Consider the following 11,122-nt stretch of genomic DNA (forward strand, 5'->3'; position numbering starts at 1 on the left):
AGGCCCAGGCGCGCAATGCGCCAGGGGTCGGCCTGTGCAATGTTCTGGCCCATGAACTGCACAGCGCCCTTGCGCCGCTCCACCAGGCCCATGATGGCCTTGAGCGTGGTGGACTTGCCCGCGCCATTGCGGCCCATCAAGGCCACGACCTCGCCGCGCCGCACCTCCAGCCCCACATCAAACAGAATATGGGCTTCACCGTACCAGGCGTTGAACGCGCTCACCAGCAGCAGCAGATCGGCGTGCATATCGGGTATCGGCGCGCTCATACGGCTGGCTCCTGGCTCTGTTCCTGGCTGTCATAGGTGCTGCCCTTGCCCAGGTAGACCGCCTGCACCTCGGGGTTGCGCCGCACGGCCTCCGGCGCGCCCTCGGCAATCAGCCGGCCCCGCGCCAGCACGATGATGCGGTCCGCATAGGCAAACACCACATCCATGCTGTGCTCGGTAAACAGCACGGCCATGTCGCGCTCGCGGGCCAGTTGCCGGGTCAGTGCCATCAGTTGCAGGCGCTCGGCCTGCGCCATGCCGGCGGTGGGCTCATCCATCAGCAGCAGCACAGGCTTGTGGGCCATGGCGATGGCCAGCTCCACCCGCTTCACATCGCCATAGGCAAGCGCGCTGCAAGCGCGGTCGGCCTGGTCCTGCATGCCCACCAGCGCCAGCAAGGCCAGCGCCTCATCACGCTGAAAGTGGGCGGCTTTCTGCCACAGGCCAAAGACGCGGCCTGCGGTCGACAGCAGGGCCATCTGCACGTTCTCTGCCACCGTCAGCGAGGCAAAGGTCTCGGCAATCTGGAAGGTGCGCCCTACGCCCAGGCGCCATATTTCGCGGGGCCGCTTGCCACCCAGGGCCGTGCCGCTCAGCAGCATGCTGCCGGCATCGGGCACCAGCTGCCCGCCCAGCATGTTGAAGGTGGTTGTCTTGCCCGCGCCATTGGGGCCAATCAGCGCCAGCACTTCACCCCGGCGCAAGGCAAAGCTCACATCGGCCACGGCCTGCACGCCGCCAAAGCGCTTGCCCAAACCGGTCACTTGCAGCAATACTGTCATGGATTTCCCGTTGATGCCGCAGGCAGCTTGCGCACTGCCAGCGGCCCTATTCCGCTCAAAAAGTCGTTGCCGGGCGCTGCCCGCTCAGCCCAGCTCCAGGCTGGCGGCCATCAGGCGCTGCGTGTAGGCCTGGCACGGGGCATCGAGCACCTGCATGACCTCGCCGCTCTCCACCACCTCGCCATCCTTCATCACCAGCACCTCATGGGCCATAGCCCGGATCACCGCCACATCGTGCGTGATCAGCACATAGCTCAGGCCGCGCTCGCGCTGCAGGCGCTGCAGCAAGGCCAGCACCTGCTGCTGGATGGTGACATCGAGCGCGCTGGTGGGCTCGTCCAGCACCAGGATCTCGGGCTCCACGATCAGCGCACGGGCAATGGCCAGGCGCTGGCGCTGGCCGCCCGAGAACTCATGCGGATAGCGCTCGAGCAGGCCCGGGAACTGCGCCTCGGTCATGCCCACTTCCTGCAGCAGCGCCAGCACCTGCTGCTGCAGATCGGCTGGAGCCAGCTGGGGCTGCGCCAGCTGCAGGCCTTCGCCCACCATCTCCTGCACCGTCATGCGCGGCGACAGCGACGAGAACGGATCCTGGAACACCACCTGCACCTTGCGGCGCAGCTGCTGGTTGGCCGCGCTGTTGCGCTGGGCCGGCAACTGCCAGGTCTCCTGGCCAATGCGCAGCTCGCCCTGGCTGGGCAGCAGGCCCAGGATCGCCTGGGCCAAGGTGGACTTGCCCGAGCCCGACTCGCCAATCACCCCCAAGGTCTGGCCCCTGCCCAGCGCCAGGCTGGCGCCGCGCACCGCCTCGAACCGGCCCTTGCGGAACCAGCCGGCAAAGCCCGGCAGCGGCGTGGCATAGGCCACCTGCAGACCGCGCGTTTTCAGCACCGTGGGTGCCTCAGGCTGGCGGGCCACCACCTGGCGCTGGGGCGTGCTGGCCAGCAGCTTCTGGGTATAGGCATGCTGGGGCGCGGCAAACACCTCGGCCACGGCCCCCTGCTCCACCAGGCGGCCTTTTTCCATCACCGCGACCCGGTCGGCAAAATGGCGCACCAGCGGCAGGTCATGGGTGATCATCAGCACCGCCATGCCGGTCTGGCGTTGCAAGTCGCTCAGCAGCTCCAGGATCTGGCCGCGCAGGCTCACATCCAGCGCGGTGGTGGGCTCATCGGCGATCAGCAGCTTGGGCCGGGAGGCCAGCGCCATGGCAATCATCGCGCGCTGGCGCTGGCCGCCGCTGAGCTGGTGCGGGTAGCTGCCGGCGCGCCGCTGCGGCTCGGGGATGCCGGTGGTGGCCAGCAGCTGCACCGCCTGCTCCCAGGCCGCCTTGTCGCCCAGGCCCTGCTTGAGCTGCAGCACCTCGGCAATCTGTGCGCCCATGGTCATCAGCGGGTTCAGCGCCGTCATCGGCTCCTGAAAGATCACCGCAATCTCATCGCCCCGCACGGCTTGCATCTCGCGCTCGGAGATCTGCAGCAGGTTGCGCCCACCCATCAGCGCTTCGCCGCGTAGCTGGGCCTCGCCCACCAGGCGCAGCAGCGACAGGGCCGTGATTGTCTTGCCAGAGCCTGATTCGCCGACCAACGCCAGCTTCTCGCCAGCCTGTATGCAAAAGCTCAGGTCCTTGACCACGTCCTGCCCGCCAAAGCCCACATAGAGGTGGTTGACCTGCAGCAGCGGCGCGGGCACGGCCACCGGGGGTAGTGTTGGCTCAAGCATGGCGGGCCTCCTTGGCATCTGCGCTGGCCGTCGGCGCTGGCTGGGCCGGCGCTGCAGCTGGTGCTGCGCCAGCACGTGGCGTGTTGAGCTGCTTGCGCGGGTCCAGCGCATCCCGCAGCGCATCGCCCATGAAGGTCAGCAGCAGCAAGGTGGCGACCAGCACCGCAAAGGTCGATAGCGAAATCCACCAGGCATCGATGCTGTTCTTGCCCTGGTTCAACAGCTCGCCCAGGCTCGGGGTGCCCGGGGGTACGCCCAGGCCCAGAAAATCCAGCGATGTCAGGGTCAGGATCGCGGCACTCATCTGGAACGGCAAAAAGGTGACCACCGGCGTCATGCTGTTGGGCAGAATATGGCGCCACATGATTTTCCAGCTCGGCACGCCCAGGGCCCGCGCCGATTTCACATAGTCCATCTGGCGGTTGCGCAAAAACTCCACCCGCACATAGTCGGACAGCGCCATCCAGCCAAACAGGCTCAGCAGCACCAGCAGCAGGCCAGCGCTGGGCGCCAGCACCGCGCTGAAGATGATCAGCAGGTACAGAATTGGCATGGCGCTCCAGATTTCGGTAAAGCGCTGGAACACCAGGTCCACCTTGCCGCCGAAAAAGCCCTGTATCGCACCGGTGAGAATCCCGATCAGCGTGCCGACGGCCGTCAGCGCCAGGCCAAACAGCACACTGACGCGAAAGCCGTAGATCAGCTGGGCCAGCAGATCACGCCCCCGGTCATCGGTGCCCAGCCAGTTGTCCGCCGAGGGTGCCGAAGGCGTGGGCGATTTGGCAAAGTAGTTGATGGTGTTGGGGCCGTAGCGGTTGAGCGGAAAGATCGCCCAGTTGCCATCCTTGCGCAGCTGCTGCTGGATGAAGGGATCGAGAAAATCGGTGGCGGTGTGGAAGTCGCCACCAAAACTGGTCTCGGGGTAGTCCTTGGCCAGCGGGAAATAGGTCTGTCCCTCATAGCGCACGATGAGCGGCTTGTCGTTGCTGATCAGCTCGGCAAACAGGCTGAGCACCACCAGCACCATAAAGAGCAGCAGGCTGTAAAAGCCCAGTTTGTTGGACTTGAAACGGCGCCAGGCGCGGGCCGCAGGCGAGCGGCCGGGGGGAAGTGGGGAAACAGGCTCGGTCATCGTTATGGTCTGCAGAGACGGTGTGGGCACCGTCCCCCTCCTGTCACTGCTGTCACTGAATAGGGCGGCCTGGGGCCGACGTGGGCAACTGTGGCGGCGACGGCACGGGGTGCTGCGCTGTCGCCATTGGCCGACAGCCAAACGGCGCGCCATCGGCCATGCTCTGCGCCATGCCCGTCAGCACCAGCCCCCAAGCCCTGCGCACCGCGCTCAAAAGCATTGCCATTTTTGAAGCGCTCAAAGGCGTTGCCGCGCTGCTGGGCCTGTTGGGACTGCTCAGCCTGCTGCACCACGATCTGCACCGCCTCGCGCTGGAGCTGATCGGCCACGTTGGCCTCTCGCCCAACGCCCGCTACCCGGCCGTGCTGATCGGCTGGGTAGACAAGATCAATGCCACGCCCGTCCATACGCTGGTGTTGCTGGGCGCGACCTATATCGCTTTGCGCTGGCTGGAGGCCTGGGGCCTGTGGCATGACAAGGCCTGGGGCGAATGGCTGGGCGCGCTGTCCTCGGGGCTGTACATCCCCTTGGAAGTGCAGCACCTGCTGGCGCACCGCCATTGGCAAGGCGCGCTGGTGCTGCTGCTCAACATCGTCGTCGTGGCCGTGCTGCTGCGGCGCCTGTACCTGCGCCGCAAGGCCTGAGGCGCAGCGCCAGGCCGCTGGCGCTGGGCTGGCCGATGCAGGCATGCGCGCCTCAGTCAAACTTGACACGCGGATCCACCCAGACATAGCACAGGTCGCTCACCAGCTTGGTGAGCAGACCGATCAAGGTAAACAGGTACAAGGTGCCCAGCACGACCGGGTAATCGCGGCGCAGCACGCTCTCGTAGCTTAGGAGGCCCAGGCCATCGAGCGAGAACAGCGTCTCGATCAACAAGGCCCCGGTAAAGAACGCGCCGACAAAGGCCGCCGGAAAGCCCGTGACGATCGGCAGCAAGGCATTGCGGAACACATGGCGCCACAGCACCTGGCGCTCGCTCAGACCCTTGGCCTTGGCCGTCACCACATACTGCTTGCGGATCTCTTCGAGAAAGGCGTTTTTCGTGAGCATGGCCGTCACCGCAAAGCTGCCGGCCACCATGGCGGTGACTGGCAAGGTGATATGCCAGAGGTAGTCCACCAGCTTGGCGGCCCAGCCCATCTCCTCCCAGCCCGATGAGGTGAGCCCGCGCAGCGGAAACCACTGCAGCTGCCCGCCAAAGATCACCAACAGCGCCACACCCAGCACAAAGCCCGGTATCGCATAGCCCACCAGCACGATCACCGTGGTGACCATGTCAAACCGGCTGCCCGCACGCACGGCCTTGGCAATGCCCAGCGGCACCGCAATCAGGTAGCTGATAAAAAAGGTCCACAGCCCCAGGCTGATGGAGACGGGCAGCTTGTCCTTGATCAGCTGCCAGACGCTTTTGTTCTGGAAAAAGCTGTTGCCCAGATCAAAGCGGGCGAACTGGCCCAGCATCTGCACAAAGCGCTCGATGGGCGGCTTGTCAAAACCGTACAAGGCCTTGATCTCGTCGAGCCGCTTGGGGTCAATGCCCTGCGCGCCCCGGTAGCCCATGCCCGCGCCCTCCGCGCCCCGGTTGCCGGCCTTGGCCTCTGCCAGGTACTGCTCGACCGGGCCGCCAGGCACAAACTGGATCACCACAAAGGTCAGCAGCAAGACCCCGAACAAGGTGGGGATCATCAGCAGCAAACGTTTGAGGATATAGGCAAGCATGCGGGGCGGGCTCCAATGTCAGCACGGGCGGGCAAGCGCCGTGGCACTGTGGCAGAAAAGGCCTGGGCAGCGCGGCAGGCGCGCTGGGGCGGTGAGAAGGATCATATAACGGCGGGGCGCTGCGTCAGACCGGGTCATGGCTTGGCCGTGTCAGCGGTGATCGGCGGCATGCGCGCCCACCAGTAGTACATTACCCAGGTCTCGCCCGGCACATAGGCCGGCACCTGCGGCGGCTCGACCAGGCGCCAGGCGTCATACACCACGCGGTGGCTGGCGGCATACCACTGTGGGATGAGGTAGTGGCCCGCCACAATGATGCGCTCGAGCGCATGGCAGGCGGGCAACAGCTCCTGCTCGCTCTTGGCGCTGGCCATCTGGGCAATCATCGCATCGACGGCCGGGCTCTTCAAGCCAATGAAATTGCCCGAGCCTTCCTGCTCCGCCGCCGCGCTGCCAAACAGCTCGGCGTATTCCTGGCCCGGGATATTGGTGCCCGGCACATTGACCGATATCAGGTCATAGTCGAATTTGTCGACCCGCTGCTGGTAGAGCGCGTAATCGGCCACCCGCAGCCGGAGCTTGATGCCCAGCTTCTCCAGGTTGCGCATCCAGGTGGACACGGTGCGAATGCCGCCTTCGTTGCTGTCGAGAAACTCCAGCTCCAGCGCTTCGCCCTTGGCATTGCGCAGCACGCCATTCGTGTCGACCTTCCAGCCGGCATCGGCCAACAGCGCCTGGGCCTTGCGCAGGTTGTCGCGCAGGCTGCTGCCCTGGTCGGTGCGGGGGGGATCCTGCAGCGGCCCCAAGGTGCCGGCGGGCAGGTCTTTCTCAAAGGGCTTGAGCAGGGCCAGTTCGGCATCACTCGGGCTGCCATGCGTCTCGCACATGGTGTTGCCAAACAGGCCATGCACGCGCTCGTAGGCACCGTAGAACAGCTGGCGCTGCATCCACTCGTAGTCAAACGCCAGGCCCAGCGCCTCGCGCACCCGCACATCCTGCAGCAGCGGGCGGCGCAGGTTCAGAAAATAGCTCTGAAAGCCCGACGGCAGCTTGTTGGCAAAGTCCCCCTTGCGCAGCTCACCCCGGTCAAAGCGCTTGCCATAGAGGCGCCGCGCCCAGTCGCCGGCGCTGAAAAAGCGCATCACATCGAACTCACCGGCCTTGAGCGCCTCCAGCTTGGCGGTGTTGTCCTTGTAGATCTTGATCGTGACCCGGTCAAAATTGGCGCTGCCCACGCGCACCGGCAGGTCCTTGGCCCAGTAGTCGGGGTCGCGCACATAGGTGATGTCGCGGCCAAACACCACCGGGCCGATCTTGTAGGGGCCGCTGCCGATCGGCATATCGGTCACGATCTGGTCAAAGCGCTTGGGCTTGCCATCAGCGCCCAGGCCCCAGTCGCGGCTAAAGACCGGCAGGCTGCCCACGGTCAGCGGCAGATCGCGGTTGGGCTTTTTGAAGCGAAAGCGCACCGTGCGGTCGTCGATGACATCGCAGCCTTCCACATCGGCCAGCAAGGTCTTGTAGCCGGGCGCGGCGTACTGGCTGATCAGCGCCTCGTAACTGTGCTTCACATCCTGGGCCAGCACCGGTTTGCCGTTGTGAAAGCGCGCCGCCCTGCGCATCTTGAATGTCGCAGACATGCCATCGGCGGCCACATCGATGTCCTCGGCCAGCAGGCCGTAGCCGGTCGTCGTCTCGTCCAGGCTGGCGATCAGCAGGCTGTCAAACAGCATCTCGGCCATATAGGCCGGGGGTGAGCCTTTGATCGTGAAGGGGTTGTATTTGTCAAACGTGGAGTAGCGCAGCGCACTGACCAGCCGCAGCTCGCCGCCCTTGGGCGCCTCGGGGTTGGCATAGGCAAAGTGCTTGAAATCCGCCGCGTAGCGCGGCTCGCCCCAGAGGGCGTAGGCATGGCTGGCCCAGGCAGGCGCTGCCGCGGCAGCACACAAAATCAGCGGAAGGCAGAATCGCATGCGACAATTCTGCCCTAGCTGGCCACCTGTGCAAGCGTTTACCCCCGAGAAACGCTTTGCGCCGGTGCCCAAGTCTTTTTTGGCCATTCCTCATGGCCTGGAACTCATCAGGAGAAGAACAATGGGATTTCTGACCGGCAAGAAACTGCTGATCACGGGCGTGCTGTCCAACCGCTCTATCGCTTATGGCATTGCCAAGGCCTGCCACCAGCAAGGCGCCGAGCTGGCTTTCAGCTATGTGGGTGAACGCTTCAAGGACCGTATCAGCGAGTTTGCCGCCGAGTTCGACTCCAAGCTGGTGTTCGACTGCGATGTGGCCGATGACGCCCAGATCGAGAAGATGTTTGCCGATCTGGCCGCCACCTGGGGCAAGTTCGACGGCTTTGTGCACTCGATCGGCTTTGCACCGCGCGAGGCGATTGCCGGCAACTTCCTGGATGGCCTGTCGCGCGAAGGCTTCCGCATTGCGCATGACATCAGCGCCTACAGCTTCCCTGCGCTGGCCAAGGCCGCCCTGCCCTACCTCAACGACAAGTCGTCCCTGCTGACCCTGTCCTACCTGGGCGCCCTGCGCTCCATCCCCAACTACAACACCATGGGTCTGGCCAAGGCATCGCTCGAAGCCTCCGTGCGCTACCTGGCCGAGGCCGTGGGCCGCACCGAAGACGGCCGCGCGATCCGCGCCAACGGCATCTCCGCCGGCCCGATCAAGACCCTGGCCGCCTCGGGCATCAAGGACTTTGGCAAGCTGCTCGGCCGCGTGGCCGACGCCTCCCCGCTGCGCCGCAATGTGACCATCGAAGACGTGGGCAATGTCGCCGCCTTCCTGCTGAGCGATCTGGCCTCGGGCGTGACCGCCGAGATCACCTATGTGGATGGTGGCTTCAGCCAGACGGCTGGCTTGTCGGCCGACCAGGTCTAAGCCTTAACGCTTAGACAAAAACCCCGCAGGCTTGGTGTCTGCGGGGTTTTTTCATGCCTGCAGCGCTGTCTAGACGCTAAAACGGCGCAGCCGCAAGGCATTGGCCAGCACAAACACACTCGACAGCGCCATCGCCCCCGCCGCAAACACCGGCGACAGCAGGGTGCCATTGATGGGGTACAGCAGGCCTGCAGCCACCGGGATCAGCGCCACGTTGTAGGCAAAGGCCCAGAACAGGTTCTGGTGGATATTGCGCATGGCGGCGCGCGAGAGCCCGATGGCAGTCACGACACCGCGCAGGTCGCCGCCCATCAGCACCACATCGGCTGACTCGATGGCGATATCGGTGCCCGAGCCCACGGCAATGCCGACATCGGCCTCGGCCAGCGCGGGCGCATCATTGATGCCATCGCCCACATAGGCCAGCGCGCCATGCGCAGCCCGCAGCCGCTTGACGGCCGCCACCTTGCCATCGGGCAGCACCTCGGCCACCACCTCGTCAATGCCCAGCTGCTGGGCAATCGCTTCACCGGTGCGGCGGTTGTCGCCGGTGATCATCGCTACCTTGAGGCCCATCGCATGCAAGCCCTCAATCGCGGCGCGTGTCGTGGGCTTGATCGGGTCGGCCACGGCGATCATGGCCGCCAGCTGGCCATCGATGGCGGCATACAGCGGCGTCTTGCCTTCGGCGCCCAGGCGGGCGGCCTCGTCCTCAAACAGCGCCACATCGGCGCCCAGCTGCGCCATCATGCGGTCTGCACCGACTTCGACCCGCGCAGCGCCCACTTGGGCACGCACGCCAAAACCGGTCACCGATTCAAAGCCGGACAGCGGCGGTATCTGCAGCCCTTCGGCCTGGGCGGCCTGCACAATGGCCTGGGCTATCGGGTGCTCGGACTGGCTCTCGACGGCGGCCACCGCCGCCAGCACCGCCGCGCGCTCAAAGCCGGGGGCCAGCACCAGGTCGGTCAGCGCAGGCCGGCCTTCGGTCAGGGTACCGGTCTTGTCCACGGCCACCACCTGGGCGTCTTTCAGCAGCTGCAGCGCCTCACCCTTGCGGAACAACACCCCCAGCTGGGCGGCGCGGCCGGTGGCCACCATGATCGAGGTGGGCGTCGCCAGGCCCATCGCGCAGGGGCAGGCGATGATCAGCACCGCCACCGCATTGACAAGGGCCAGGCTCAGCGCGGGCGATGGGCCCAGCAGCAGCCAGAGCACAAAGGTCAGCGCGGCGGCGGCCATCACGGCGGGCACAAACCACATGGTCACCTTGTCCACCACGGCCTGGATCGGCAGCTTGCCGCCCTGGGCCTGTTCGACCATGCGGATGATCTGCGCCAGCACGGTGTTGCCGCCCACCTCGGTCGCTTCCAGCGTCAAGGCGCCTTTTTGGTTGATGGTGCCGCCCACCACCTGCGCGCCTGCCGTTTTGTGCACCGGCACGGGCTCACCGCTAATCATCGATTCGTCGACATAGCTCTCGCCATCCGTTACCCGGCCATCGACCGGGATGCGCTCGCCGGGGCGCACCTGCACGCTATCGCCGGGCTGCACCGCGTCAATGGCCAGCGATTGCCAGCCGCCATCGCGCAGCACCCAGGCCGTCTTGGCCTGCAGCTGCACCAGGCGCTTGATCGCCGCCGAGGTGTTGCCCTTGGCGCGCGCCTCCATCCAGCGGCCCAGCAAAATCAGCACCACGATCACCGCCGCTGCCTCGAAATAGACATGCACGGTGCCCGCAGGCAAAACGCCAGGCGCAAAGGTGGCCACCAGCGAATAGAGGTAGGCCGACAAGGTGCCTACTGCGACCAGCGAGTTCATATCGGGCGCGGCCCGCGCCAGCGCAGGCAGCCCCAGCCGGTAAAAGCGCCGGCCCGGCCCGGCCAGCACCAGGCTGGTCAATACCCACTGCAGCAGCCAGTTGCTTTGCTGGGGCAGCCATTGGCTCACCCAGTGGTGAAAGCCCGGCAGCAGATGGCCGCCCATCTCCAGCACAAACACCGGTGCAGCCAGCAGCGCAGCCAGCCACAGGTCACGCAGCAGGCTGCTCTGCGCCTGCTGCTGGCGCTGGCTTTGCGCAGCATGGGCATCGGCCGCCTCGCTGGCTTCGGCCGCCTGTGGCACAGTGCGGGCGGTATAGCCGGCCTTGGCAATGGCGGCCAGCAGTTGCGCGGCTGGCACACCCGCCGTCAGCTGCACCGTGGCGCGCTCGGTAGCCAGGTTCACGGCGGCCGTTTGCACGCCGGGCACGGCCTTCAATGCCCGCTCAACCCGGCCCACGCAAGAGGCGCAGGTCATGCCTTCGACTTCCAGCTCCAGCGCATGTGCAGGCACGCTGTAGCCGGCTTTGTGGACCGCTGCCAGCGCCTGCTCCAGCACCTGGGCGGCGGCGGCCTGGTCGCCCAGCTGCAGGCTGGCCTGTTCGGTAGCCAGGTTGACATGGGCGCTTTGCACACCGGGCACAGCCTGCAAGGCGCGCTCGACACGGCCGACGCAGGACGCACAGGTCATGCCCTCGATCGGCAGTTGCAGCAGCGGGGTGGCGGATGGGGTGGTTTGGGCAGTCATGGCGGGAGTCTTTCTATCCATGGCTGCCACTC

The 11,122-nt window shown here is 65.8% G+C and carries 9 protein-coding genes; 2 read left to right on the forward strand and 7 right to left on the reverse strand.

What is annotated here, in order from left to right:
• The 4 genes from H928_RS33625 to H928_RS28760 form a co-directional block, all read right to left on the reverse strand.
• The coding region (locus tag H928_RS33625; RefSeq protein ID WP_239645013.1) for an ATP-binding cassette domain-containing protein at nt 1-269 on the reverse strand (269 nt) is incomplete at its 3' end.
• Nucleotides 266-1,051 (reverse strand): ABC transporter ATP-binding protein, encoded by a 786-nt coding sequence (locus H928_RS0118650; protein WP_043341056.1) that lies wholly within the window; start codon nt 1,049-1,051, stop codon nt 266-268. The genes H928_RS0118650 and H928_RS33625, both read right to left, overlap by 4 nt.
• An 84-nt stretch (nt 1,052-1,135) precedes the next feature.
• Nucleotides 1,136-2,773 carry an ABC transporter ATP-binding protein gene (locus H928_RS0118655; RefSeq protein WP_043341057.1) on the reverse strand — a complete coding sequence of 546 codons (1,638 nt, stop codon included), beginning with the start codon at nt 2,771-2,773 and terminating at the stop codon, nt 1,136-1,138.
• Nucleotides 2,766-3,905, reverse strand: coding sequence for an ABC transporter permease (locus H928_RS28760; protein WP_021027871.1), 1,140 nt, complete (start codon nt 3,903-3,905; stop codon nt 2,766-2,768). The genes H928_RS0118655 and H928_RS28760 overlap by 8 nt, the downstream gene beginning before the upstream one ends.
• Nucleotides 3,906-4,075: 170 nt before the next feature.
• Between H928_RS28760 and H928_RS0118665 the strand changes: the two genes are divergently transcribed.
• Nucleotides 4,076-4,549, forward strand: a complete 474-nt coding sequence (locus H928_RS0118665) for a DUF2127 domain-containing protein (protein ID WP_027011109.1) — start codon at nt 4,076-4,078, stop codon at nt 4,547-4,549.
• A gap of 52 nt (nt 4,550-4,601) precedes the next feature.
• Here H928_RS0118665 and H928_RS0118670 read toward each other — a convergent pair whose 3' ends face one another.
• Complete coding sequence (locus tag H928_RS0118670) at nt 4,602-5,627, reverse strand: microcin C ABC transporter permease YejB (protein WP_021027873.1); 1,026 nt, start codon at nt 5,625-5,627, stop codon at nt 4,602-4,604.
• A 134-nt stretch (nt 5,628-5,761) separates the two neighbouring features.
• The gene (locus tag H928_RS0118675) at nt 5,762-7,600 is read right to left on the reverse strand and encodes an extracellular solute-binding protein (protein WP_021027874.1); all 1,839 of its coding nucleotides are present in this window, start codon (nt 7,598-7,600) and stop codon (nt 5,762-5,764) included.
• A 121-nt stretch (nt 7,601-7,721) separates the two neighbouring features.
• Here H928_RS0118675 and fabI point away from each other — a divergent pair, with 121 nt between their 5' ends.
• A complete protein-coding gene (gene fabI / locus H928_RS0118680) occupies nt 7,722-8,522 on the forward strand; it encodes an enoyl-ACP reductase FabI (protein ID WP_021027875.1) in 801 nt (266 codons plus the stop codon).
• Nucleotides 8,523-8,591: 69 nt separating this feature from the next.
• Here fabI and H928_RS0118685 read toward each other — a convergent pair whose 3' ends face one another.
• Nucleotides 8,592-11,090: a heavy metal translocating P-type ATPase gene (locus tag H928_RS0118685; RefSeq protein ID WP_021027876.1), complete on the reverse strand. Its 2,499-nt coding sequence runs from the start codon at nt 11,088-11,090 to the stop codon at nt 8,592-8,594.
• Nucleotides 11,091-11,122: the final 32 nt, after the last annotated feature.

Origin of the sequence: Comamonas sp. B-9, assembly GCF_000410635.1 — a bacterium.
Lineage (GTDB): Bacteria > Pseudomonadota > Gammaproteobacteria > Burkholderiales > Burkholderiaceae_C > Comamonas.

Coding starts and splice junctions, on each gene's coding strand:
- H928_RS0118675 (WP_021027874.1), bottom strand. CDS start 7,600: ATGCGATTCTGCCTTCCGCTGATTTTGTGTGCTGCCGCGGCAGCGCCT.
- H928_RS0118650 (WP_043341056.1), bottom strand. CDS start 1,051: ATGACAGTATTGCTGCAAGTGACCGGTTTGGGCAAGCGCTTTGGCGGC.
- H928_RS28760 (WP_021027871.1), bottom strand. CDS start 3,905: ATGACCGAGCCTGTTTCCCCACTTCCCCCCGGCCGCTCGCCTGCGGCC.
- H928_RS0118685 (WP_021027876.1), bottom strand. CDS start 11,090: ATGACTGCCCAAACCACCCCATCCGCCACCCCGCTGCTGCAACTGCCG.
- H928_RS0118665 (WP_027011109.1), top strand. CDS start 4,076: ATGCCCGTCAGCACCAGCCCCCAAGCCCTGCGCACCGCGCTCAAAAGC.
- fabI (WP_021027875.1), top strand. CDS start 7,722: ATGGGATTTCTGACCGGCAAGAAACTGCTGATCACGGGCGTGCTGTCC.
- H928_RS0118670 (WP_021027873.1), bottom strand. CDS start 5,627: ATGCTTGCCTATATCCTCAAACGTTTGCTGCTGATGATCCCCACCTTG.
- H928_RS0118655 (WP_043341057.1), bottom strand. CDS start 2,773: ATGCTTGAGCCAACACTACCCCCGGTGGCCGTGCCCGCGCCGCTGCTG.